This window comes from Streptococcus mitis, from assembly GCF_002096735.1.
GTDB classification, from domain to species: domain Bacteria; phylum Bacillota; class Bacilli; order Lactobacillales; family Streptococcaceae; genus Streptococcus; species Streptococcus mitis_CZ.
Map to the genome: position 1 here is coordinate 433793 of NZ_NCVC01000017.1, position 22709 is coordinate 456501.

Here is a 22709-nt window from a genome sequence, read left to right on the forward strand (position 1 = left end):
AGGCAACTTCATGTCACAAGGCGAGAAGCTCTCACTTCTGCTTTTCTCAACTTTTATATGATACCAAGTTTTCGAGCACTTGTCAAGATAAAAAGTTATTTTTTTGAAAAGTTTCTGCTCATTAACCAACCGTTTCGACTTTCCAACTATTCCACCCTTTAAAGCGTATAGCTCCATGCTGGTCAGTTCGGTAAACTTTACTATTGATAGTTTCCAGTCGTGTCAAAGTTTCCTGATGGGGGAGTTTCGCTCGATTGTTCTTTCCAACTGAGATGAGGGTCATCTCTGGTTTGAGCTGTTCTAAAAAGGCTGAACTTGATGATTTTTTAGAGCCATGTTGCCCAGCTTTCAAAACATCCACCTCTAGGTCAGGATATTGCTTCAGCAAGTCCTTCTCTCCTTTCTCCTCCAAGTTTCCTGTGAAGAGGAAGTGCTTATCCAAGAGTTTCCCATACAGAACTATGGAATCTTCATGACCTCCATCTCCAATTTTCCTTGGAGATAAGACTTCTAACTGACTTCCGAAAATTGGCAAATTCTCTCCCACTGACACACTACGAACCTTGGTTTGAGTCGCCTGTAGTTCTGCCACAAATTCCTTCTGTTTCAAACTGCCTTTTGACACTAAAATTTCGCCTACATGAAAAGCCCTGGTCACCTCCAACAAATCGCCAATATGCTCCTTGTCCGTGTTAGTCAAAATTAGCTGGTCAATCTTAGCTACTCCTCGACTTTTAAGATAGGGTATCAAGCTTCGCTGGGCATTGCTGGTCGTCGCCTTTTCTTGCCATTTTTCGATTTTCTTATCAGATTCTACCTTTCCACCTACATCTATGAGAATGGTCTTACCAGTTACATCCCGTAGGAAAATACTTTCACCTTGCCCCACATCCAGCATGGTAATTTCATTTTCCAGTGGATGCTTGATCAAGAAAAAGAGACCCGTAATCAATAAGCTCAATACTGCTAGCCTTTTAATGTTTTTCCTCAAATCATAGACTAAAGCCAAGGAAATTAACAATAAGATTAAAAGCCATGCATTGGGTTGTCCAAAGACCAGAGGCCTACTTGCCACCTGCGATACAAAGCGAATCATTCCCTCCAACCATTCAAAAATAAAATTCAGCTGAATGACTGAATAAAGAAAGGAAAGGGCAAATAAGACAGACAAGAGCGGTAAGAAGACCAAGTCAAATAGAAAGGAAAAGACAAAGGTCAAGAGGATGGACCAAGGTTGAAATTCCGAAAAATAGAAGGATAGAATGGGTAATATTCCCAAAGAAATAACCAGACTTTCTCTAGCAACATCCTTGAGTCCCTCCTCTTCTTTGCTGGTCATGGTCAAGATAAAAGCATAAGCGCAGGACAAGACACCTCCTGCTGTCAAGAAAAAGTTGGGCATGATGATAAAGAGGACAAGCACAGTCAAGGCAAAATTATCCAAACCCTTAACACCATGTTGAGCCAGTAGCTTCTGCAATAGACTGCGAATAACTGATGCTGAAAATCCTGTCAGCCCTGCATAGATAAGTGAAAAGGGATAAGTCAGCCATTTCAACTTTTCTTGGGTCAAGCCCAATCGCAAGAGAAGTTTCTTAAATCCATCCATGAAAAAGCCTACCTGCATACCCGACAAGGCAAAAAGATGGATAATTCCTAGACTGGAATAAAGCTCATTCATCTCCTCAAAATCTGTGTCCAGATGCCCTAACAAGAGACCTGTCATGTAATTGCGCATAGGGTCTGGAAAATGTGTCTTAATCCAAACCACAGCCTTTCGGCGTAAACTGGATAGATTTTCTCCTATATCCCAACTGCCAACCTTTTGAAGTGACTGGATTTTTTTGATATTGAGAGTCTGGTAAATTCCCTGAGTCTTCAGATAGGCTTGGTAGTCAAAGCCACCAAAATTTCTCTGCCCTTCTGGTTCTGAAAGTTTTCCTTCTAACTCTATCTCATGAAGGTCGGTTAAAGCTTGAAAGGCTTCTTTCTCCTCCTCGGACTGGAGTTTATAATAGACTTGAAAAATGCGTCTATCAGACTTGCCACGAAAGGACAGACTATCACCATTGATCTTAACAGTGTCAGGCAAAATCCGTACCCTTTCAACAGAATCCGCCAAATTTTGACTCGCTCGACTCTGTTGCCAATTTTGAAACAGAAACCAGAAGGCAAAGATTCCGCAAATAACTAGAACTTTTACAGCAGGTTTCCAAGGAAATTGGATAAAGAGACAGACGAGCAGAAAAACGAAGCCCAACAAAGCAAGATAGGATGCTGAAAAAATGGCGTAGTAAAGCCAGAGTAATAGAAAACTCAGATAGATTAAGGGAATAGAGAACTTCTTAATCCACTGTAACATAGTCTTTTAACTTTTCTATCGTTTTGGCACCAATGCCAGAGACCTTCTTGAGCTCATCAACCGACTTGAATTTCCCATTTGTTTCACGATGGTCGATAATGTCCTGAGCTCGTTTTCCTCCCAGTCCCTTAACCTGTTTAAGCTCTTCCAGACTGGCCTTGTTGAGATTGACCTTCTTGTCCTTACTTGTTGAAGAAGCCGTCCCCGAACCTGCCTGTTGACTAGCTGATTCTTCTCCCTTAGTTGGAACGTAAACCAGAGCCTCATCACTAACTTTCTGAGCTAGATTGAGCGACTTGCTGTCTGCTTGCTCTGTCAAGCCACCTGCCTTCTGAACGGCATCATTGACCCGACTACCTACAGGCAAATCATAAATTCCAGGTGCTTTAACAGCGCCTTTTACATCTACTGTGATTAGATCTTGTTCAACCGGTTCTTCCTTTGCTTCCTTCTTCACATCCTTTTCGGTCGATGAATCCTTGGAAACAGCTGCAACTTCTGCCTGCAAATTCGTTTCCTTGACAGGTGTTTCTGGAGCTGGCTTTAGCAGGAAAAATCCGCCTACAAGCAAGCCCAGACCAGTACAGATGACAATAATTTTATACTCTTTGATTTTTTCGATAATTGCTTCCATATTTTCTCCTCTCTTAGATTATTCGTAAGAGGAAGAAAAAACAGTTGAAAATTTCTTCTCAACTGCTTATTTATTTGCAAAATAGTCTTCCTTAGTCAAGACATAATGAACTCTTGTGATAATTCGACCTGGTTCTTTATTATCCATTCTGGCATAGGGTTCTTCGTGGGAAAAACGCATACCTGATTTCTCCATGACCTTGCCAGATGCGGGATTGTCTTTGTCATGAAGAGCGGTCAACTTGTTCATTCCTATCTTCTCAAAAATTAGCTTAATTACGGCACGATTGGCTTCTGTCGTCAAACCTTGATTCCAATACTTTTGGTTGATAATATAACCAATAGCTACCTTCTTAAGAACAGAATCAATCTTGTGCAAGTCAATGGTTCCGATAAACTCTCCAGTACTTTTTAGTTCTATTCCCCAGCGTCCCAAGGGATTAGCCAAGTAGAACTGAGCAATGTTATTCTTGGTTTCTTCCAAGCTTTGATTGGTTGGAAAAGTGTAACGTGTATTATCCTTGTCCGAGGCATAGGCAAACATCGCTTCCGCATCATCCAAGGTTACAGGTCTAAGCAATAAACGCTCTGTCTCGACTATGGGATACTGGGCTAGTTTTAAAAAGATTGATTCCATACGTTTTCTCCACTTGAAAAGTTTCTAACTAATATAAGGATATTGAATGAAACATTTAAAAAGCAAATTTATACTTAGTATTGAGATAACTTTAAGTACAAAAGAACTATCCTTCAGACAGAGGTTGAGGATATAATTCTTCAATCTCTTCATTTTTAACAGGTGCTGGTTCATAAGCTCGGATAATTTGAGCGACAACTGGATGGCGAACCACATCCTTGGCTGAAAAGTGAACAAAGTCAATTTGATGGATATTCTTGAGTTTCTCTTGAGCATCAATCAAACCGGACTTGACGTTACGCGGAAGGTCAATCTGACTAATATCTCCATTGACAATCATCTTAGAATGAAAACCTAAACGAGTCAAGAACATCTTCATCTGCATGATGGTCGTATTTTGCGCCTCATCGAGAATGACAAAGGCATCATCCAAGGTTCGTCCACGCATATAGGCAAGGGGCGCAATCTCGATAATTTCACGCTCCATGAGTCGAGTCGTTTGGTCTTTCCCCAAAATCTGATACAAGGCATCATAAACAGGGCGAAGGTAAGGATCGACCTTTTCCTTGAGGTCACCCGGAAGAAATCCAAGACTCTCACCTGCTTCCACTGCTGGACGAGTCAGGATAATCCTCTTGACTTGCCCACGTTTAAGGGCAGTCACCGCCAAGGTCACTGCAAGAAAGGTCTTACCTGTACCTGCTGGCCCAATTCCAAAGGTCACATCATGCTGTTTAACACTGTCCACATAAAGTTTTTGACCCAGTGTTTTGACACGGATAGGTTTCCCAGTATTGTCTTTGATGATTTCTTCTTCATAAAGGGCGACAAACTTGTCAATTTCATCGTTTTTGACCATGCTAATTGCAGTTACCACATCTGGCGTACCAACGGTCATCCCACGGTTTACCAAGACCATCAAGGCTTGGATAACCTGACGAGCTTCCTCGCAAGCAGACTCTTCTCCCAAAACCTGGACAATCTCCGTACGAGCATGAATCACCACATCAAGCTCTTCTTCCATCAAACGAAGATGACGTTCATTGGAACCAAAAAGATGAAACAGGTCATCTGGATGACTCAGTTGAATGTCTATTGAATGTTCCTTCAAATAAAGAACCTCTCTAATCCTTTTATTTCTTTTTATTATAGCAAAGGGGCGGAGAAATTACTAGCCCAAACCTAGTGAATCATGCTAGTGTTCTAAGTATTCTTGCCAGATAGCGTCAAAGTCTCCTAGGTTAAAAGAGAAACTGGCGTGCTCCTCCAAAAAGCGACTCACCTCATCAAAATCATCTGTGTGTTTTGGAAAGGCTGACTCTTCAAAAGCGAGGTCTGCCAAGATAGCTTTGGGACTGTTACTTTTAGGATTGCGCTCGGTCATGAGCCAAGTGTAAAATGATTTTCTCAATTCTTTCTCCTATCAAGACTTTTTTGATGAAACTTTTCTGATTTTTAAAAATTACTGGACTTAGCCTCTGACACATAGTGATTTATAAAATCCGTTTTCGCATCAGTATAGGCGTCTCGATTGTGTTCAAATTGTTTCCACAAACTGAGTTTTAATTCCTGATACGCTTGGGCAATATCTGGATGCTGGCAGAGATAATCTCTAAAATAAATCTCGTCATGATCTCCCGTCATTCGCAAATGTAAATGAAAAACTTTCTCAGCAAATCCCTGCTCTGTATATCCTTTATTTAGCGAAATTCTGTTAGGACTCTCCGACATCACTAGCCACCCATTCTTCACCAATAAATCCCTAACTCTTGCTAAATCCTCTATTCTACCTACTTCTAACAGAATATCAACGATATTTTTGGCCCAAATATTAGGGATAGCAGTGCTACCGATATGTTCTATTCTTTGAATAACATTTGCACCCAATATTGTTTTCACATTTGTTTTTTCCAATTCATACCAGTCTTTCCACTCTGACTTGTGCTCTACTAAAAAAATAGGAAAAAGTTGCCAGAGTTCCTCTAAACTCATTTCTTCAAGTTTCTTTATCATGTCTATAAGACCTAAATCAACTCTGTCCCAAACTGGTCCTGCTTGATTTTACCAGCTTTCATAAGACCACCTAAAGCTTTCTTGAACTGACCTTTAGAAATGCCAAAGGTTGCCTTGATGTCGTCTGGAGATGACTTATCATTTAAGGTCATGAAACCGCCATTGCTTTCCAAGTAAGTCAAAATCATCTGAGCATCATTTTCCAACATTTCAAAAGAACGTGGTTTGAGGGATAGGTTCAAGGTACGGTCCACTTCACGGAAACCGATAACACGCGCATCTAGCACTTGGCCTAAACGTGGCTCTGCATAGCGCTCACTTGGGTGAATGAAACCAAGCATGTTATTCTCTGGTAGGTATACAAAAGTTCCTGATAGCTTGAGGCGGTAAACAATGGCTGGCCAGTTTTGGTTCTGCATGTTGTTGTAAGCAGGACGCGCCAGACGTTGGAAGTCTTCCTGATACGCCAAGAGTCCCCAGATACGGTCTTTCTTGTCCACTTCAAGACGGATGTAGAGTTGGTCACCCTTCTTAGGCCAGAGTTCCTTGAGCTCAGGGAGGATATCGAGTGACACAACGATTTCCTTATCAGGTAGACCGGTATCGACAAAGACGCCCAAGTCCTTACGAACTTCTGTTACGGTTCCCCAACCAAATTGGTCCTGAGTGGCAGTGACTTCTAGAGTAGTCAAGCGGAGTTTTTGCTTCATATCTGTGTAAGCAAAACCTTTGACTGTATCACCTACCGTATGCTGACCTTCTTCCTTAGCAAGAGCATAGGTCTGGCCATCCTTTTGCACAAAGTAAAAACGGTCGTTTTCATCGATGATCAGTCCAACGATAAAACTTGCAAGATTTGTATTCATATTTCCTTCTTTCGAATAAAACTCAGCCAGCAATGCCAACTGAGTTTTTCTGTTTATTTTTAGACTTCCAAAAGTTCTTTCTCTTTATTAGCAGTCATGTCGTCGATGTGTTTGACAGCATCGTCTGTCACTTTTTGAATGTCTTTTTCAAGAGTCTTCAATTCGTCTTCAGTGATTTCTTTTGCTTTTTCTTGTTTCTTAGCTTCGTCCATAGCATCGCGACGGATATTGCGGACAGCCACCTTAGCATTCTCACCGACCTTCTTCACTTCTTTAGCAAGGTCACGACGAGTTTCTTCTGTAAGAGCTGGGATAACCAAGCGAATCACAGAACCGTCATTCGCTGGTGTGATACCAAGATCAGAAGCGTTCAAAGCACGTTCGATGTCTTTCAATGAAGACTTGTCAAATGGTGTTACCAACAAAACACGCGCTTCTGGAATCGTAATTGAAGCGATTTGGTTAAGAGGAGTTTCGACTCCATAGTATTCTACATGTACACGGTCAAGCAAGCTTGCATTGGCACGACCGGCACGGATAGCACCAAATTCACGAGCAAGTGAGTGGTGAGATTGGGTCATTCTCTCTTTAGCTTTTTCAATAATTGCGTTAGCCATAATCTTTCTTATTCCTTTTCTTCGATATTGTTTGAAACTGTTGTTCCGATATTTTCACCAAATACGACACGTTTGATGTTGCCTGGTTGGTTCATGTTGAAGACAACCAAGTCAATGTCGTTATCCATTGAGAGGGTTGAAGCTGTTGAGTCCATGATACGGAGACCTTTATTGATAACGTCACGGTGGGTCAATTCTTCAAATTTAACAGCTGTCTTGTCCTTCTTAGGATCGGCATTGTAAACACCATCTACGCCATTTTTAGCCATAAGGATAGCATCCGCTTCGATTTCAGCTGCACGAAGGGCCGCTGTTGTATCTGTTGAGAAGTAAGGTGAACCAATTCCAGCACCAAAGATAACGATACGGCCTTTTTCAAGGTGACGAAGGGCACGTCCACGGACATAAGGTTCTGCCACCTGTTGCATAGCAATGGCAGTTTGCACACGTGTATCAACCCCAACTTGTTGCAATGAATCTGCCATCACAAGAGCATTCATAACTGTCCCAAGCATTCCTGTGTAATCTGCCTGAACTCGGTCCATACCTGCTTCTGCTGCAGGTTCTCCACGCCAGAGATTTCCTCCACCAATAACAAGGGCAATTTCGATACCTAAGCTATGAACTTCTTGAATCTCTTTTGCGATTGTTTGAACTGTTTGGATATCAATCCCTACGCCTCGTTCACCGGCAAGGGCTTCACCTGATAACTTGATTAAAATACGTTTATACTTGGGATTCGCCATTTTCACTCTCCTTTTTTTATCCTACCTATTTTATCATAATTTCTAAGATTTTTATAGTATCATGAGCAATTCTTTCAAAAAAATTAGACAGTTAAAAATTCCTCTAAGTCAGAAAGAGCACGCTCTGCAATTTTTTCATAACGAGCCTTCTTATCACGGATACGTTCGCCTTCCAACTCCTTGATGATTCCAAAATTGACATTCATTGGTTGGAAATGTTTGCTGTCGGCATGAGTGATGTAATGAGCCAGACTTCCAATCGCTGTCGTCTCTGGGAAAATAGCCTCACTTTCTCCCTTGAAGAGACGAGCCGCGTTAATTCCCGCAACCAAGCCTGAAGCCACTGACTCAACATAGCCTTCCACACCCGTCATCTGACCAGCAAAGAAGAGATTTGGTTGTTTCTTAGACCGGTAGGTCTGCTCAAGAAGATTCGGTGAATCCATGTAAGAATTGCGGTGCATAACACCATAACGAACAAACTCAGCATTTTCAAGACCTGGAATCATTTGGAAGACTCGCTTTTGTTCTCCCCATTTGAGGTGAGTCTGGAAACCAACGATATTGTAGAGGCTACCAGCCGCATTGTCCTGACGCAGCTGAACCACCGCATAAGGTGTTTTAAATTCTCCATCACGAGGTCCTGTGTAGTCGTCCGGATACTCAAGGCCAACTGGTTTCATCGGACCATAAAGCATGGTTTTAATACCACGTTTGGCCATGACTTCGATAGGCATACAGCCCTCAAAATACTTTTCTTTTTCAAAAGAATTCAGCGGCGCTTCTTCCGCATTGACCAAGGCTTCGTGGAAATTCATAAATTCTTGTTTGGTCATGGGAGCGTTGAGGTAGGCCGCTTCCCCCTTATCATAACGAGACTTGAGATAGACCTTGCTCATATCGATGGTGTTGACATCGATAATAGGCGCTGCCGCATCGTAGAAATAGAAACCATCGCCGTCATTAAGGGCATGAATCTTTTCAGCCAAGGCATCGCTTGTCAAAGGACCAGTAGCGACAACCGTAATAACATCTGTCGGCAATTCTGTAATTTCATCACGCACTACTTCAATCAAGGGGTGGTTGGCTACTTTCTCAGTTACCATCTGAGAGAAACCATCACGGTCCACCGCAAGCGCCCCTCCTGCTGGAACACGTGTAGCCTCAGCAGATTCCAAAATAACAGAACCCAAGCGACGCATTTCTTCCTTGAGGAGACCCACTGCATTTGTCAAGGCATCCCCACGTAAGGAATTGGAACAAACCAATTCAGCAAAATTATCTGTTTTGTGTTGAGGTGTTGACTTGACACCACGCATTTCATAAAGTTTAACTGGAATACCACGCTCTGCGATTTGGTAGGCTGCTTCTGACCCTGCCAAACCAGCACCGATAACATTGATATAAGATTGAGACACGACACTAATACCTCTTTGGGAGTGTGAAGACAAGGTTCACATTGAAAAAGCCAATCAAACTTAAGAGTTTTCGAGTTTCTTGGCTCAGGCTGAAAAAGTCCACAGGACTTACTTCGCTTTCGAATTTCCTGGCTCAGGCTGAAAAAGTCCACAGGACTTACTTCGCTTTCGAATTTCCTGGCTCAGGCTGAAAAAGTCCACAGGACTTTTTCACTCCCACAAATCTTTCTATTTTTTCTTCTACTAGTATAACAAAAAAAGGGAAGAAGGCAAACTTCCCTGTTTAGTCATTTTCTTGATTTTCTTCCCAGTCGTGGTAAGCAGCGTAGAGCTGGCTTTTATTCCACTGGTAAATCTTAGCGACTTCCTTGATAGCTTGATTTTTCTTCATGCCTTGCTGGATGCGTACTTGTATTTCTGAAAACAAGTCCTCCTCGTCTTTTTCTTCCACATCCTGACTGGCACCTTCAACGATGAGAAGGCATTCTCCCTTGAGTGGCGTTTCAGTAATGCTTTCCAGCAATTCAGAAATGGTACCTCTTTGGTATTCTTCATAGATTTTGGTCAATTCTCTAACCAAGACCACCGAGCGGTCACCGTAGACTTCTAGCATATTTTCCAACGTATCTGCTACACGATGAGGGGATTCATAGAAAATTTGTGTTTCAGGATAGTCTTTTTTCGAGTCGAAAAATTGCTTTTGCTGGCCTGATTTTCTCGGTAAAAAGCCGTAAAAGATATGTGGCTGTGGCGCTAAACCACTGGCAATCAAAGCAGAAATTCCTGCAGAGGCACCTGGAACAGTCACAACCGCAATTTCTTCCTCAATGGCTGCCTTGACCAAATCATGACCAGGGTCTGAGATACTAGGCAGACCTGCATCGGATACCTGAGCAATACTTTGCCCTGCTTTCAGGAAACCAATCAAATCAGGAATCTTTTCCTTGGCATTGTGCTCATGAAAACTAACCTGCTTGGTAGAAATGTCAAAATGCTTGAGCAATAGACCTGTATTGCGCGTGTCCTCAGCAGCAATCCAGTCCACTTCTTTCAAGGTCTGGATAGCTCGAAAGGTCATATCATCTAGATTGCCAATCGGTGTTGCCACTAGATACAGTTTGCCATAGGGAGACTGCCCCTTAAAACTTTTTTGAATCTGCATGCCTACTCCCTGTATAACAACTCGTCACAGAACATACATTCTTCGTCCTGTTCTCGACGTTGTCCATAAAAATCATTACATACGTGAAATCCATCCCGGTAAATGCGACGGACACTTTCACGAACATGTTTGGCCTTGACAGGAGCATCTGCTTCCACCTCACCCAAACGTTCCCGCAACTTACTATTTTCCAAGCGAAGAGCTGTATTTTCTTCTACTAGGCTCTTGAGATTTTTCTTGATGGCTTCCACATCGGCTAAGGTCACCAATAACTGTTGGGAAAAATCATCCAGCGCGTCAAATAATTCTTTTTTGTCCATAAACCAGCTCTTTCCTTTCTTTATCATTCATCTTTGAGTTTATATTTCTTTCAAGACCAGGTATTCCATGGCATTTTGAAAGCTGACATTAGCTTGCCACATTTTTCTAGCTTCTAGCAAATCTTGTAGAATCACTCTTACTCTTGCTTGTAGGATATCTTGTCCACAGAGAACTTCAAGAATCCGTAAAACCTGATCTTGTTTTTCCTTGTCATCTGCCAAGTTGGCTAATTTAGCAACCTGCAGATAACTTTCTTTTTTCTTAGCCACTAACCAAGTCAACAGGCGTTCACTTTCATCAACCAAGGTCCAAAAACTTGCCTGATTGGCTAACTTTTCTGCTTCAGCTCGCGATTGACTAAACTGGGCTAGGAGAGTCGCTTTTTTCTTAACCAGTCCCATTTGTTCTAAGAGCAAGATGAGTTTTTCTTCTTGCTTTTTAAAGTGGAAAATCTGGGTCCGACTTCGGATTGTCGGTAAAATCTTTTCTTCATCGCTTGTCAAGAAGAAAATATAAACCTCACTCTGGGGTTCTTCGATGACCTTGAGCAGAGAATTGGCTGCATTAGGATGCATTTTCTCAGCTTGCTCGATAATAAAAACCTGTTGCTGGCTTTCAATCCCTGCTTGGGAAAACTGACCCACCAATTCTCGAATGCGTTCTGTCTTAATGACCTGATTAACTGGTTTAATCAAGGTGACATCGGGAAATTCTCCCTGTTCAATCAGCTTACAATTTCGGCATTTCTCACATGGTAAAACTCCTACTTTATCCGTACAAAAGAGGCTCTTAGCCAAAAACTGCGCCATTTCCAAGCTTCCAAAGAAACCTGAAAAGAGATAGGCGTGATTGAGCTGGTCTTGTTCTAGGATACGGACAAAGCGGTCAAACTGGTTTGGTTGCCAAGCCTTTAATTCTTCTTGTTTCATTTAGCCAAGCCCATTCTGTCAAACAAGACTGCCTTGGTAGTTTCCACAACTTGCTCCAAAGGAAAACTAGCATCAATCTTAACAATACGACTTCCTTCTTTGTCCAGAAGAGAAAGGTAACCTTGACGAACTTTTTTGTGCAAGTCCAACCCTTCTAAGTCCAAACGATTGACCTCGCGATTGCTATTAGCAGCAATACGAGCCAGCCCTTCTTCCACCTCGATGTCAAAATAGAGTGTCAAATCGGGTTTGAGGCCATCTGTCGCAAACTGGTTAAGCCAGTCAATGGCTTCAATGTCCAAGCCACGACCAAATCCCTGATAGGCAAGAGAACTATCGATGAAACGGTCCATAATGACCAACTTACCAGCTTCAAGGGCTGGAAGAACTTTTTCCACCAAATGCTGTCTGCGACTGGCAATATAAAGAAGTAACTCTGTCTTCGCATCCATCTGAGTATGACTTGGGTCCAAAATCACTTCCCGAATCTTCTCTCCTATCAAGACACCTCCTGGTTCACGGGTCGTCAGCACCTCTACCCCTTTTTCCTCTAAAATTGGTAGCAGAGCCTCTAAAACACTGGTCTTTCCTGCTCCCTCTGGTCCCTCAAGAGAGACTAAAAATCCTTTTGACATGTCTAACTCATTTCTTTTTTACTACTTCTATTCTATCAAAAAAATAGGGGTTTGTGACAATCTTTTTGTCTTCTCATTTCAACCACCATAAAAGAGGCAGTCAAAGCCACCTCTTATTTACCTAGTTCTTGTGTTCGTTTATAGGCTTGGTCAACTGCATCCATGACTGTTCCTCGAAAAGCATGCGCTTCTAGGCTTGCTACACCAGCGATAGTCGAACCGCCTGGGCTACAAACTTGGTCTTTCAAGACTCCAGGATGCTCTTGGCTTTCTAGGATCAATTTCCCAGCTCCTACCACGGTTTGAGCCGCCATTTTCAACGCTGTCTCTCGTGGCAATCCAGTTTGAACACCTGCATCTGCCAAAGCCTCTATAAAAAGATAGACAAAGGCCGGCCCACAGCCTGCAAGACCTGTCGCTGCATCGATTAAGCCTTCTCCAAGTTCAACCAAGAGACCAGCCTTGGCTAAAAGCTGACAAAAGAGTTCACTGTCCTCAGCACGACAGTTTGCTGATATGGAATAACTAATCACTCCTTGACCAATAGAAGCAGGGGTATTGGGCATCATACGAATAATTCTGTGCTGACTTGGAAGAAGACTAGCGAGTTTTTCCAAGGTCAATCCAGCTGCCATCGAAATCAAAAGAATACTTTCTCTTTTTTTAAGGATGGTTTGATATTGAGAAAGCAAGTCTGAGAACTGTGCAGGCTTTACTCCTAGAAAAATCACATCTGCTTCTGCGAATATTTCTTCATTGCTGGAAGCCTGACCCCCAAAGTCTGCAATGAAAGCATCTACCTTGGCTTGGCTACGATTGGCAAGGAGAAGGTCATCGCCCGTCTTAGCCTGCAAGACAGCCTTGGCCAAACTAGCACCCATATTCCCCAAACCGATAAATCCAATCTTCATCTCTTACTCCCTTATCTGTCCGTCACCAGTAACCACATACTTGTAGCTAGTCAACTCCTTCAATCCCATGGGACCACGCGCGTGCAGTTTCTGAGTAGAAATCCCCATTTCACAACCAAGACCAAATTGGCCACCATCTGTGAAACGAGTTGAGGCATTGACATAAACCGCTGCAGAGTCCACTTGATCTGTAAAGTAAGCTGCAGCTTCAGCATTTTCCGTCACAATGGCATCCGAATGATGGGTACTGTGAGCCTCAATATGGGCAACCGCTTCTTCTAAACTGCTCACAACCTTAACAGCTAGAATATAGTCTAAAAACTCGGTGTCAAAGTCTTGGGCCTCAGCTGCTTGACCTGAAACAAACTGACTTGCTTTTTCATCCAAGCGGAATTGAATCGGTTCCAGCCCAGCTTCTTTCCGACTTGTAACCAGAACTTGCTCCAAGCGAGGAAGGAAGCTTGCTGCTTTGCCTTCATGAACCAGCAGAACCTCCATGGCATTGCAGACAGAAGGACGACTGGTTTTGGCATTGTTGATGATAGACAGAGCTTTGTCTTCATCTGCATCCTTATCCACATAGACATGGACAATCCCAGTTCCTGTCTCGATAACAGGTACGATAGCATTTTCAACCACGGCATTAATCAAGCCAGCCCCTCCACGAGGAATGAGAAGGTCTAGATAGCCCTTGGCCTTCATCATAGCATAGCTGCTTTCACGGCTGGTATCTTCCACCAGTTGAATCACATCTGGGTGAATAGTGGTCGTCTCCAAGCCCTTCTTGATGGCTGTGACAATAGCATGGGCTGTTTGATAGGCATCCTTCCCACTACGAAGAACAACCGCATTCCCACTCTTGAGAGCCAAAGCAGCCGCGTCAGACGTCACATTTGGACGGCTTTCATAGATAATACCAATAACCCCCATAGCCACACGTTTCTTTGTGATAACCAAACCATTTTCAAGCTGATTGGTTTCTAAGACTTCACCGATTGGATCTGGTAAAGCAACCACTTCACGAATCCCAGTTGCCATCGCTTCTATACGACTTGCATCCAAATAAAGACGATCCAGCATCACATCTGAGATTTTACCCTTAGCAGCTTCCATATCAAGGGCATTGGCTGCTAAAATTTCCTCTGTAGCAGCCACTAAGTGATCAACCATGGCTAGCAAGGCTTGGTTTTTCACCTCTTCACTAGCTGTGTTGATTGATTTTTTAACAGCCTGTACCTGTTCAAATTGTTCTTGTGTACTTACCATAGTTTACCTCTAAAATTCTGTAAAGAGTAGTTGGATTTCAGGAGTAATGGAAATCCAGTCATCACGGTGAATCAAGATACCCTTGGCTTTTTGAGAACGCAACATATCCTCCAAAGCAGATGCTCCAAATTGCACGCGTCCTTTTCCAAGTGATTTTCCACTTTCCTTGTCAAATACTGTCACGATATCACCGTAAGAAAAGGCTCCTTCTGCGTCAACAATACCAGATAAAAGAAGACTCTTTCCATGTTGGGAGAGAGCTTCTGCAGCCCCTCTATCGACCCAAATAGAACCTTGACTCTGAGCATAAAAGGCCAGCCATTGTTTCTGGGTACGAAGTCCCTTCTCTTGAGCAACAAAGTAGGAACCATCCTTGGTCTCCTCAGCTGCCTCAATCATGGCATCTGACTTCAAGGATGAGCAGATATAAACAGGAACTCCTGATTCTGTCGCGATAGTTGCAGCTTTGATTTTGGTTAACATGCCCCCAGTTCCGTTTGAAGAACCTGCTCCACCGGCCATATCAATAATCTCACGATTGATGGTCTCAATTCTCTCCAAGCGTTTGGCTGTTGGATCTGAATTAGGATTTCCTGTATAGAGACCGTCTACATCTGTCAAGAGGACCAAAAGGTCTGCTTGGACCATGGCCGCTACCTGGGCACTTAGAGTGTCATTGTCCCCGACCTTGAGCTCATCAATGACGACACTGTCATTCTCGTTTATGATAGGAATCGCTCCACGGCTAAGTAGAACCGACAAAGCCTGATGGGCATTTTTATAACGGCGCTTATCCACAAAGTCATCCTGGGTCAGCAAAATTTGTGCAGAAACGATTTGGCGCAAGAGAAGATTGGTCGTGTATTCTTCCAACAAAAGCCCTTGCCCTACCGCTGCTGAAGCCTGTTTATCAGCAATCTTAGTCGGACGCTTTTTAAATCCTAAGGCTCCAAAACCGGCAGCAATGGCTCCCGACGACACCAAAATCAACTCATGACCCGCCTCGTGCAACATAGCCAACTGCTGGGTAATAGCCTTTACCTTACTACGTGATAAACTTCCATCCTCATTTGTCAGAGAAGAAGTCCCCACCTTAAAGACGATCCGTTTGTATTTCATAGTCTCACTCCGATTCTTCATATTTATCCATTATAACATGAATAGCATAAAATAGAAAAGAGTTGATAGGAAAAAGAAGGCCCTAAAACCTTCTTTTTTACTACTGTTCTGATTCCGATTTATTTGTACTCGTCTCAGAGCTTTGTGAAGTTGAAGAAGTCAAATCTTGACTAGTTGAAGCGCTTGTAACACCTTCATTCTGTCTAATTTCTTTACTTTCAAGATCTTTTTTCACTACTTCTTTGGATTCTTTTATTTCTGAATGACTTGTGACTTTAGTTGTAACAGATTTCTCGACCGGAACATCCACTAACCAGGCACCACTTGAATCAACAGTATAGCCTTCTGGTGTCTTACCGTTCACAAGCAATTGACCATTTTCTTTCAAGAAGTACCATTTATCCTTGTTTTTAATCCAACCAACAGCTCGTGAACCATCTTCCTTGTAGAAATACCAAGCATTTGCCTTTTTAAGCCAACCTTGCTTCATAGCTCCTGAATCTTCTAGATAGTAATGATGACCAGCAACTTCTATCTCGCCTGTCTTCATGATACCAGTAGAATCCATATAGTACCAGGTTTCTTTATCTTTTACCCAACCCGTTTTCATTTCTCCTGATTGAGCAAAGTAATACCATTGCCCCTTATATTGAAGCCAACCTGTCTTCATAGAGCCATCGTTTGATAAATAATAGTTCTGACTTCCAGTATTTACCCAACCAATTTCCATCTGATTTTCTTTGTTGAAATAATACCAGATTCCATCAATTTTCTTCCAATTTTTAGCAGAAGCACCAGAGTCTGTCAAATAGAACCAATGATTGTTCCATTTTTTCCATTGATTCTGTAACAAGATACCCGTTTGGTTAAAGTAATACCATTCACCTTCGATTTCATTCCAACCTACTGCATACTCTCCTGTAGAATCAGGTGCTTGATACCACCAATTCCCATATGCACTCTTATGCCAACCATCTTGAAAACTTGGAATCGGCTTGTAGGAAGTTGAAATGTTTACTAAACCATCTTGTCGAATATCAAAAACTGTTGCATCATAGTCTTTGCTGGCTGCGTTGATTCTCTCAATTCCTCGTTCTTTGAGCCAATTAACATACTCACTATCAACACCATTTTTCCAAGGTAAACTATCCGAGGTTTGAACAATCAAACTCGGACTCAAATGTTTAATGAAATCCTTGGTGTTTGATTTATTGGTATCACGGTGATGGTTAAACTTCATCAAATCAACTTTTCCAATGAGAGGACCATACTTGTCTTCTGCTCCATGAACATTATCTAAGTCGCCCCCAAGGTAAATTTTCTTACCATTGACTTTCACCACGCTAATCAAGGAATTGGAATTGTCATCCCAAATTTTCTTTAATTCACCTGATGAATCAGTTTCATTTTCATAGTTATAGAGTTGAATATCCATGTCTCCAAACTGAAAATGAGCATCCCCTTGTGTGATATTTTGAATAACTGAAACACCTTTTTCAGCGGCAGTCTGTAAAACCTTATCATAGCCATACAGATTATCCCATAGACGTTCAGAATTAGTAATACGATTATCACTATATTTTTTAAGATAGACTCGGTCAACTGGGTAGGTAGAAAGTAATTCATCAACATTTCCAATATGATCACTGTGGGTATGGGTCACTAAAATAAAATCAAGTTTTTGGACACCCAATTCCTTCAAACGACGAAAGACACGGTCTGTCAGAACATGCTTATAAGACGTTTCAATTCCTTCTCTCCATGGGTAACGAGAATCACTTCCATCTGGGAAATCATAATCTTCTCCTGTATCCACCATGGCAAAATGTCCATTACTTTCAAGAATGATTGCATCACTGCCACCTTCTTGAACATTGATAAAGTGGATTTTATTTCCTGAACTTTCTTGAGCTTGAACATTTCCATACCATGACAAACCTAAAAAAGCGCCTGCAAGTGCTAAACTAGTTAATTTCTTTTTCATTCTTACTTTCTCAATCTCTCCAATGTTTTCTTAAAAATCTCTGGGATATCTGCTGTAAATTCCAAGGTCTCACCTGTTCTCGGATGAGTAAAACCTAGAGTCTTGGCATGAAGAAATTGTCCATGTCCTTTCAAAGTCTTGCGAGGACCATAGACTTCATCACCAGCGACTGGATGGCCGATATAAGCCATGTGAACACGGATTTGATGAGTGCGCCCTGTCTCCAGTTGCAACTCCACTAAGCTATAATCACCAAAGCGTTCCAAAACGTGGAAACGGGTCACTGCAGGCTTCCCTTTAGCAGTCACAGCCTGTTTCTTACGGTCTTTTTCACTACGGCCAATCGGCGCTTCAATCACACCACAATCATTAGGCAAATTTCCATGAACAATCGCCCAATATTTGCGGAGAGACTTTTTATCCTTAAGTTCTTGGGCAAGTGCTAGATGCGCCTCATCGTTTTTAGCAATCATGAGAAGACCTGACGTATCCTTATCAATACGGTGAACAATTCCTGGACGCAGAACCCCATTGATACCCGACAAGTCCTTAATATGATACATAAGGGCATTTACCAGAGTTCCACTAGTATGACCAGCACTCGGATGCACAACCATCCCCTGAGGTTTGTTAACGACGGCCACATCCTCATCTTGGTAGATGATTTCTAGCGGAAGATTCTCAGCTACATACTCTAAAACCTCTGGTTCTGGCAGATGGTAAGTGACGACATCGCCTTCTTGAACTGTGTATTTAGCTTTCTTGACTTGCCCATTGACCAAGACCTGTCCTGATTTGATTTTTTCATTCGCGAGACTGCGTGATAATTCTGTCAAATCCGACAAAGCCTTATCCAAACGCAGGCCACCAGTTTCAATTTTAATTTCCATTTATTTCCTCTTTTAGCATTGCAATTAATAAAATAATCACTCCAACAGTCAAATAGCTATCTGCAACATTGAAAATTGCAAAATTAATAAAGTCAAGGTGGAACATATCCACAACAAAGCCCTGACTGACTCTGTCAATAAAGTTTCCAAGACCACCTGCGATTATCAAGGTCAAACCCAAGACCATCCAGAATGAGTCCTCCATGTGTTTATGTAGATACCAAATGGCACCTACCATAACGACCAGTGTAATGATAGCAAATAACCACTGCTGGTCTTGTAAGATAGAAAAGGCTGCCCCTCGATTTTGCAGGTAGGTCAAGCTAACGAAATTGGGAATCCAAGAGCGCACTTCACCCAGTGGAATCTGCTGGACGATATAGGATTTGACCAACTGATCCAGCGCAATCAAAAGCAGTACAATGACTGCCACTATTCCTCTTTTTTTCATGATTTCCTCTTTTGATCAAAATATTCTTGCATGACTTCTACAAAGAGAGCCCCAGCTTGACTCAGCTCTACTTCTTCACGTTTAACATAGACCATGCGATTATCTAGGTTATCCTTGAGACGAATAACTGTGATGCCATTAACACTGTCACTATCTAAAAAACCAGAACCTGTTGCATAGGCGTCCGTCCGCTCTAAAATACCATTCAAGGTAGCACGGTCTGTCACATTAAACATCTGTGAACTCGCACTGGTATCGACAAAGTTCTCTGAATAATAAAGGTACTCATCTTTCTCTTGAGTGAAACGAACCGTTGGTAGATCTGCTAAATCCTCCATGACCAATTCCTCTTTCTGAGCCAAAGGATGCCCTTCACGAAGATAAATATGGGTATGGAAGGGAATTAATTCAATGACCTCTAGGCCTAGCTTTTCAACCCGTTGCATAATCCCCTTTTTATTTTGATTGTTAAGGTAGATAATCCCAATCTCACTATGCCCTTGCGCTACTTCATCTAAGATTTGAACAGTAGTTGATTCAAAAATACGGAAGTTTTTATAGTCAGGATAGCGCTCTGAAAAGGCCGTAATGGTTGGTGGCAAGAAGTCATAGTGCTGACTAGCAATGGAAAATTCATCTTTTTCTTCTTCAGGATTGGCATACTGATTTTGAAAAATATCAAATCCTTTAACCAATTCTTGCGCTTTTTCATAGAATTCCATACCACGACGGGTCAAGAAAGTCCCTGAGCTGGTCCGACGGAAAATCTTAAAGCCCAACTCTTTCTCCAAATCACGAACAGAAATAGACAGACTCGGCTGACTAACATACATCTTTTCAGCAGCTTCACGGAAAGTACCACTATTGGCAATGGCCACAACATAGCGTAATTGTTGAATGTTCATCTTCTACCCCCAACTTCTTTATCTTTTCATTATACCATATTTTAGAAGTTTTCCAAAAAGGAAAAGAGTCTGGAAATTTTCAAGTCTAAGCGAATACTCTAATACCCCAATACAAGAATTAGAATGATATCTTTTTTCAGTCCTCATTTTATTTCAAACAAATAAAAACAGCAAATCTTGTTGATTTACCGTTTAAAACATGATACAAGAAAACTCTCTAAAAATTTCTTTTATTCTATAAATCAACTAGAATAAGCTTCTTCAACCCTATTCGCTATATCTGGACTTACCTCCCAAATCCCAACATAGGGTTGTTCAATATATTGTTTTTCTTTCATAGTATATAGATAGGCTACACTATCATTTTCTTCATTCTGATGAGAGAATTTGATAATGATGTAATCTTTAACATTTGTCGGTTGATCATTTAAACTTTCTAAAGTTGTGGAGGTGGACTGCTTCTGTATCTCGTCAATCAATTTTGAGATTTCTTCTCTCTTGGTTATAGTTTTAATATCTTCAGAGATTTTTTTCTGCAGGGAAATTACAGAGATCGTTTCAGGTTCAGGAAGAACAAGTTTTTTCTTACTGACACAAGCAGATAAAACAAGAAAAGAGATTGAACAGACTATTATAGTGATAATTTTTTTCATACAGGTTTACATCCTTTCCATATTTCTGCTAGCTTACTAAGATAAAATTATTATATCAAATCTTAGCAATTTTTACAATATCTTATTCCCTTATAACATTCATTACTGTAAAAGGCTCACATTCCACTATTTTATAATTGTATCTAAAAGACAAAGTAGCCGACAAGTTCGCTTCTTATATAGGATTTTAAAATATGGGTACCAAAACAAAAAAAGCAGGCTCTCCGAAAACTCGGAAAGCCTTATTTAATGCTACTTCTAGCTTCCTCGCCTTTATATTTCAAGGCTCGGGATAAAAAGGTTCACTGGACCTTTTTATTTTGCGATTGGGTAAACAGAAACTTGTTTTTTATCGCGTCCTTTACGTTCAAAGCGTACTACGCCTTCAACTTTAGCGAACAAAGTATCGTCTCCACCACGTCCAACGTTTACACCTGGGTAGATGTGTGTACCACGTTGACGGTAAAGGATTGATCCACCTGTTACAGTTTGTCCGTCAGCTGCTTTAGCTCCAAGACGTTTCGCTTGTGAATCACGTCCGTTTGATGTAGAACCTCCACCTTTTTTGTGGGCGAAAAGTTGCAAGTTGTTAAGAGTCATTTTTAACATAATGTTTTCCTCCGTGTTAGTTTTCTGTGATAACTCTGGTTTGGACGAACTCAGAAGAGTTCTCCGATAAGTTTGCCATACCTAAGAAAAATGATTCAAAGAATAACTGGGTCATTTCTCTCTGGTGTGAAGGAAGATCTTTTGGTATTTCAACCATCAGATAGCCACCTTCATCTTCGTTTAATTCTAGGATTGGTTCATAGCCTGCAAATTTCTCAATAGAATTGATAAAGTTAATGGCAAGCGTAGAAACCGATGCACACACGACATCAAAGCCGTATTCGCCACTCTCGGCGTGTCCAGTAATTTCCGCACTCCTCAGCTCGCCATCTTCGGCTCTCTCAAAGACTGCCTGTATCATGTGTTCTCCTTAAAATTAAGCGTTGATTGCGTTGATGACAACTTTTGTATATGGTTGACGGTGACCTTGTTTACGGTGGCTACCTTTTTTAGGTTTGTACTTGTAAGTAACAACTTTCTTTTGTTTTCCTTGTTTTTCAACAGTTCCAACTACAGTAGCTCCAGCAACAAGTGGAGTTCCGACAACAGTGTTTTCACCACCAACAAGAACAACTTCGTTAAAAGTAACTTCTTGACCAGCTTCAACGTTCAATTTTTCAACGTAAACTGCTTGACCAACTTCAACTTTAACTTGTTTTCCGCCAGTTTTGATAATTGCGTATGTGCTCATTATGCACCTCCTATGATTTTTATGGGTTTCCCCGAATTTTTTGTGAAGACTCGCCTAGCATCGTGGGACGAACCACTTAAACTTGAATAATCAAGCAACGATGTTCGTGCGGTTGCACAGGATCGTGCATAGTCAACTCTTCAAGTATAGCATATCTCCTATTTTCTTACAAGTAATAACACCTAAAATGAAGCTTTTTCTTTTACTTTTTTCTGCCAAGAGGCAAAAAGCATGCTGAGGTAAAAAATACTCATCATAATAGGAACACCAAGAATGGTCTTTTCATGATAGAAAATCGTCAAATAAGCTGAAAAGACAACGCCAAGGACAAAACTACTAAGCAGGCTAACAAAGATAATCCCTTCACGTAAAAAAGGAGTGTGCTTGGTCCGAAAATAATCTCCAAAAGCCAGCATGGTCCGTTTGATATTCCCTGTCATAAACGCGTTATTATAAGCTATACCTGACACTTCACCAAAAGCAGTTGTCACCAAGCCCATACAAAAGGCTAAGGGCGGTACTAGATAGATATTATCTACAGTTTGCGGTACAAAACCAATAATGATTGATAAGATTGCTAAAGGAAGCAATGACAAAATTGGCTTTTTCACAATTCTCAATTTTTCCTTATAAACAGTTAATAAAAAGACCCCCATCATAAAAGCTAACAAGGTGAGAACCTTGTCCCTAACATCTGAAACATTATTTTGAATTAATTCTACTGAAAGAAAGACGACATTCCCAGTTTGTCCAGCTACAAGAGTATTCCCTCGCACAATAAAAGTATAGGCGTCTACATATCCTGCACAAAAAGTCAAAAAAAGCGCTAGCCTCTTAGACTGACGTGATATTTTTCTTATAGGTAATAACCTCATTTTCCCTCCCATTTCA

The 22709-nt window shown here is 41.5% G+C and carries 26 protein-coding genes, 1 pseudogene and 2 other annotated features (1 of these 29 cut by a window edge); of the genes and pseudogenes, 1 reads left to right on the plus strand and 26 read right to left on the minus strand.

What is annotated here, in order from left to right:
* Nucleotides 1-49 (minus strand) — a sequence feature (ribosomal protein L20 leader region); it reaches 83 nt to the left of the window's first position.
* Nucleotides 50-121: 72 nt separating this feature from the next.
* The 21 genes from B7703_RS09125 to B7703_RS09225 form a co-directional block, all read right to left on the minus strand.
* On the minus strand, nucleotides 122-2362 hold the full coding sequence (locus tag B7703_RS09125) for a DNA internalization-related competence protein ComEC/Rec2 (protein WP_084924534.1): 2241 nt from the start codon (nucleotides 2360-2362) through the stop codon (nucleotides 122-124).
* Nucleotides 2346-2996, minus strand: coding sequence for a helix-hairpin-helix domain-containing protein (locus B7703_RS09130; protein WP_084924536.1), 651 nt, complete (start codon nucleotides 2994-2996; stop codon nucleotides 2346-2348). Before B7703_RS09130 ends, B7703_RS09125 begins: the two co-directional genes overlap by 17 nt.
* A 66-nt stretch (nucleotides 2997-3062) precedes the next feature.
* The gene (locus B7703_RS09135) at nucleotides 3063-3632 is read right to left on the minus strand and encodes a GNAT family N-acetyltransferase (protein ID WP_084924537.1); all 570 of its coding nucleotides are present in this window, start codon (nucleotides 3630-3632) and stop codon (nucleotides 3063-3065) included.
* 106 nt (nucleotides 3633-3738) lie between these two features.
* The gene (locus B7703_RS09140; RefSeq protein WP_084924538.1) at nucleotides 3739-4743 is read right to left on the minus strand and encodes a PhoH family protein; all 1005 of its coding nucleotides are present in this window, start codon (nucleotides 4741-4743) and stop codon (nucleotides 3739-3741) included.
* 84 nt (nucleotides 4744-4827) lie between these two features.
* Nucleotides 4828-5043, minus strand: coding sequence for a YozE family protein (locus B7703_RS09145; protein WP_001232084.1), 216 nt, complete (start codon nucleotides 5041-5043; stop codon nucleotides 4828-4830).
* A gap of 44 nt (nucleotides 5044-5087) precedes the next feature.
* Nucleotides 5088-5645: a GrpB family protein gene (locus tag B7703_RS09150; RefSeq protein WP_084924540.1), complete on the minus strand. Its 558-nt coding sequence runs from the start codon at nucleotides 5643-5645 to the stop codon at nucleotides 5088-5090.
* A gap of 11 nt (nucleotides 5646-5656) precedes the next feature.
* The gene (gene cvfB / locus B7703_RS09155; protein WP_001095459.1) at nucleotides 5657-6511 is read right to left on the minus strand and encodes an RNA-binding virulence regulatory protein CvfB; all 855 of its coding nucleotides are present in this window, start codon (nucleotides 6509-6511) and stop codon (nucleotides 5657-5659) included.
* 59 nt (nucleotides 6512-6570) lie between these two features.
* Complete coding sequence (frr, locus tag B7703_RS09160; protein ID WP_001262220.1) at nucleotides 6571-7128, minus strand: ribosome recycling factor; 558 nt, start codon at nucleotides 7126-7128, stop codon at nucleotides 6571-6573.
* An 8-nt stretch (nucleotides 7129-7136) separates the two neighbouring features.
* Entirely contained in the window at nucleotides 7137-7874 is a 738-nt protein-coding gene (gene pyrH / locus B7703_RS09165) for a UMP kinase (protein WP_000002996.1), read from the minus strand.
* An 83-nt stretch (nucleotides 7875-7957) separates the two neighbouring features.
* Nucleotides 7958-9292 (minus strand): methylenetetrahydrofolate--tRNA-(uracil(54)-C(5))-methyltransferase (FADH(2)-oxidizing) TrmFO, encoded by a 1335-nt coding sequence (gene trmFO / locus B7703_RS09170; RefSeq protein ID WP_084924541.1) that lies wholly within the window; start codon nucleotides 9290-9292, stop codon nucleotides 7958-7960.
* Nucleotides 9293-9575: 283 nt separating this feature from the next.
* Nucleotides 9576-10454, minus strand: a complete 879-nt coding sequence (gene rsmI / locus B7703_RS09175; protein ID WP_084924543.1) for a 16S rRNA (cytidine(1402)-2'-O)-methyltransferase — start codon at nucleotides 10452-10454, stop codon at nucleotides 9576-9578.
* Nucleotides 10455-10456: 2 nt separating this feature from the next.
* Entirely contained in the window at nucleotides 10457-10774 is a 318-nt protein-coding gene (gene yabA / locus B7703_RS09180; RefSeq protein ID WP_000358228.1) for a DNA replication initiation control protein YabA, read from the minus strand.
* Between the two features lie 39 nt (nucleotides 10775-10813).
* The gene (locus B7703_RS09185; RefSeq protein WP_084924544.1) at nucleotides 10814-11704 is read right to left on the minus strand and encodes a DNA polymerase III subunit delta'; all 891 of its coding nucleotides are present in this window, start codon (nucleotides 11702-11704) and stop codon (nucleotides 10814-10816) included.
* A complete protein-coding gene (gene tmk, locus B7703_RS09190; protein ID WP_084924546.1) occupies nucleotides 11701-12339 on the minus strand; it encodes a dTMP kinase in 639 nt (212 codons plus the stop codon). Before tmk ends, B7703_RS09185 begins: the two co-directional genes overlap by 4 nt.
* Before the next feature lie 113 nt (nucleotides 12340-12452).
* Nucleotides 12453-13250 carry a pyrroline-5-carboxylate reductase gene (proC, locus tag B7703_RS09195; protein WP_084924547.1) on the minus strand — a complete coding sequence of 266 codons (798 nt, stop codon included), beginning with the start codon at nucleotides 13248-13250 and terminating at the stop codon, nucleotides 12453-12455.
* 3 nt (nucleotides 13251-13253) lie between these two features.
* On the minus strand, nucleotides 13254-14516 hold the full coding sequence (locus tag B7703_RS09200) for a glutamate-5-semialdehyde dehydrogenase (RefSeq protein ID WP_084924549.1): 1263 nt from the start codon (nucleotides 14514-14516) through the stop codon (nucleotides 13254-13256).
* Between the two features lie 9 nt (nucleotides 14517-14525).
* On the minus strand, nucleotides 14526-15635 hold the full coding sequence (gene proB / locus B7703_RS09205) for a glutamate 5-kinase (RefSeq protein WP_060628485.1): 1110 nt from the start codon (nucleotides 15633-15635) through the stop codon (nucleotides 14526-14528).
* A 100-nt stretch (nucleotides 15636-15735) separates the two neighbouring features.
* Nucleotides 15736-17619: a phosphorylcholine esterase CbpE gene (gene cbpE / locus B7703_RS09210; protein ID WP_060628486.1), complete on the minus strand. Its 1884-nt coding sequence runs from the start codon at nucleotides 17617-17619 to the stop codon at nucleotides 15736-15738.
* 2 nt (nucleotides 17620-17621) lie between these two features.
* The gene (locus B7703_RS09215; protein ID WP_084924550.1) at nucleotides 17622-18509 is read right to left on the minus strand and encodes an RluA family pseudouridine synthase; all 888 of its coding nucleotides are present in this window, start codon (nucleotides 18507-18509) and stop codon (nucleotides 17622-17624) included.
* Nucleotides 18499-18960, minus strand: coding sequence for a signal peptidase II (gene lspA, locus B7703_RS09220; RefSeq protein ID WP_084924552.1), 462 nt, complete (start codon nucleotides 18958-18960; stop codon nucleotides 18499-18501). Before lspA ends, B7703_RS09215 begins: the two co-directional genes overlap by 11 nt.
* Nucleotides 18957-19865 carry a LysR family transcriptional regulator gene (locus tag B7703_RS09225; RefSeq protein ID WP_084924553.1) on the minus strand — a complete coding sequence of 303 codons (909 nt, stop codon included), beginning with the start codon at nucleotides 19863-19865 and terminating at the stop codon, nucleotides 18957-18959. Before B7703_RS09225 ends, lspA begins: the two co-directional genes overlap by 4 nt.
* Here B7703_RS09225 and B7703_RS10125 point away from each other — a divergent pair.
* Nucleotides 19858-19932: pseudogene (locus B7703_RS10125) on the plus strand (AraC family transcriptional regulator); the annotation flags it as partial. The gene B7703_RS09225 and the pseudogene B7703_RS10125 sit on opposite strands and share 8 nt — an antisense overlap.
* A 175-nt stretch (nucleotides 19933-20107) precedes the next feature.
* Here B7703_RS10125 and B7703_RS09230 read toward each other — a convergent pair.
* The 5 genes from B7703_RS09230 to B7703_RS09250 form a co-directional block, all read right to left on the minus strand.
* The gene (locus B7703_RS09230; RefSeq protein ID WP_070842947.1) at nucleotides 20108-20518 is read right to left on the minus strand and encodes a DUF5301 domain-containing protein; all 411 of its coding nucleotides are present in this window, start codon (nucleotides 20516-20518) and stop codon (nucleotides 20108-20110) included.
* A 315-nt stretch (nucleotides 20519-20833) separates the two neighbouring features.
* Nucleotides 20834-21127 (minus strand): 50S ribosomal protein L27, encoded by a 294-nt coding sequence (rpmA, locus tag B7703_RS09235; protein ID WP_000916509.1) that lies wholly within the window; start codon nucleotides 21125-21127, stop codon nucleotides 20834-20836.
* Between the two features lie 16 nt (nucleotides 21128-21143).
* Entirely contained in the window at nucleotides 21144-21488 is a 345-nt protein-coding gene (locus B7703_RS09240) for a ribosomal-processing cysteine protease Prp (protein WP_000613694.1), read from the minus strand.
* Nucleotides 21489-21503: 15 nt separating this feature from the next.
* The gene (gene rplU, locus B7703_RS09245) at nucleotides 21504-21818 is read right to left on the minus strand and encodes a 50S ribosomal protein L21 (protein ID WP_000109141.1); all 315 of its coding nucleotides are present in this window, start codon (nucleotides 21816-21818) and stop codon (nucleotides 21504-21506) included.
* Nucleotides 21819-21854: 36 nt separating this feature from the next.
* Nucleotides 21855-21942 (minus strand) — a sequence feature (ribosomal protein L21 leader region).
* A gap of 58 nt (nucleotides 21943-22000) precedes the next feature.
* Nucleotides 22001-22705 carry a YoaK family protein gene (locus B7703_RS09250; protein WP_084924555.1) on the minus strand — a complete coding sequence of 235 codons (705 nt, stop codon included), beginning with the start codon at nucleotides 22703-22705 and terminating at the stop codon, nucleotides 22001-22003.
* Nucleotides 22706-22709 lie beyond the last annotated feature (4 nt).

Excerpts from the sequence above, each read along its gene's own strand:
- B7703_RS09125 (WP_084924534.1), bottom strand. The coding sequence starts at position 2,362 with ATGTTACAGTGGATTAAGAAGTTCTCTATTCCCTTAATCTATCTGAGT.
- B7703_RS09130 (WP_084924536.1), bottom strand. The coding sequence starts at position 2,996 with ATGGAAGCAATTATCGAAAAAATCAAAGAGTATAAAATTATTGTCATC.
- B7703_RS09135 (WP_084924537.1), bottom strand. The coding sequence starts at position 3,632 with ATGGAATCAATCTTTTTAAAACTAGCCCAGTATCCCATAGTCGAGACA.
- B7703_RS09150 (WP_084924540.1), bottom strand. The coding sequence starts at position 5,645 with ATGATAAAGAAACTTGAAGAAATGAGTTTAGAGGAACTCTGGCAACTT.
- cvfB (WP_001095459.1), bottom strand. The coding sequence starts at position 6,511 with ATGAATACAAATCTTGCAAGTTTTATCGTTGGACTGATCATCGATGAA.
- frr (WP_001262220.1), bottom strand. The coding sequence starts at position 7,128 with ATGGCTAACGCAATTATTGAAAAAGCTAAAGAGAGAATGACCCAATCT.
- pyrH (WP_000002996.1), bottom strand. The coding sequence starts at position 7,874 with ATGGCGAATCCCAAGTATAAACGTATTTTAATCAAGTTATCAGGTGAA.
- rsmI (WP_084924543.1), bottom strand. The coding sequence starts at position 10,454 with ATGCAGATTCAAAAAAGTTTTAAGGGGCAGTCTCCCTATGGCAAACTG.
- yabA (WP_000358228.1), bottom strand. The coding sequence starts at position 10,774 with ATGGACAAAAAAGAATTATTTGACGCGCTGGATGATTTTTCCCAACAG.
- B7703_RS09185 (WP_084924544.1), bottom strand. The coding sequence starts at position 11,704 with ATGAAACAAGAAGAATTAAAGGCTTGGCAACCAAACCAGTTTGACCGC.
- tmk (WP_084924546.1), bottom strand. The coding sequence starts at position 12,339 with ATGTCAAAAGGATTTTTAGTCTCTCTTGAGGGACCAGAGGGAGCAGGA.
- proC (WP_084924547.1), bottom strand. The coding sequence starts at position 13,250 with ATGAAGATTGGATTTATCGGTTTGGGGAATATGGGTGCTAGTTTGGCC.
- B7703_RS09200 (WP_084924549.1), bottom strand. The coding sequence starts at position 14,516 with ATGGTAAGTACACAAGAACAATTTGAACAGGTACAGGCTGTTAAAAAA.
- proB (WP_060628485.1), bottom strand. The coding sequence starts at position 15,635 with ATGAAATACAAACGGATCGTCTTTAAGGTGGGGACTTCTTCTCTGACA.
- cbpE (WP_060628486.1), bottom strand. The coding sequence starts at position 17,619 with ATGAAAAAGAAATTAACTAGTTTAGCACTTGCAGGCGCTTTTTTAGGT.
- B7703_RS09215 (WP_084924550.1), bottom strand. The coding sequence starts at position 18,509 with ATGGAAATTAAAATTGAAACTGGTGGCCTGCGTTTGGATAAGGCTTTG.
- lspA (WP_084924552.1), bottom strand. The coding sequence starts at position 18,960 with ATGAAAAAAAGAGGAATAGTGGCAGTCATTGTACTGCTTTTGATTGCG.
- B7703_RS09225 (WP_084924553.1), bottom strand. The coding sequence starts at position 19,865 with ATGAACATTCAACAATTACGCTATGTTGTGGCCATTGCCAATAGTGGT.
- B7703_RS09230 (WP_070842947.1), bottom strand. The coding sequence starts at position 20,518 with ATGAAAAAAATTATCACTATAATAGTCTGTTCAATCTCTTTTCTTGTT.
- rpmA (WP_000916509.1), bottom strand. The coding sequence starts at position 21,127 with ATGTTAAAAATGACTCTTAACAACTTGCAACTTTTCGCCCACAAAAAA.
- B7703_RS09240 (WP_000613694.1), bottom strand. The coding sequence starts at position 21,488 with ATGATACAGGCAGTCTTTGAGAGAGCCGAAGATGGCGAGCTGAGGAGT.
- rplU (WP_000109141.1), bottom strand. The coding sequence starts at position 21,818 with ATGAGCACATACGCAATTATCAAAACTGGCGGAAAACAAGTTAAAGTT.
- B7703_RS09250 (WP_084924555.1), bottom strand. The coding sequence starts at position 22,705 with ATGGGAGGGAAAATGAGGTTATTACCTATAAGAAAAATATCACGTCAG.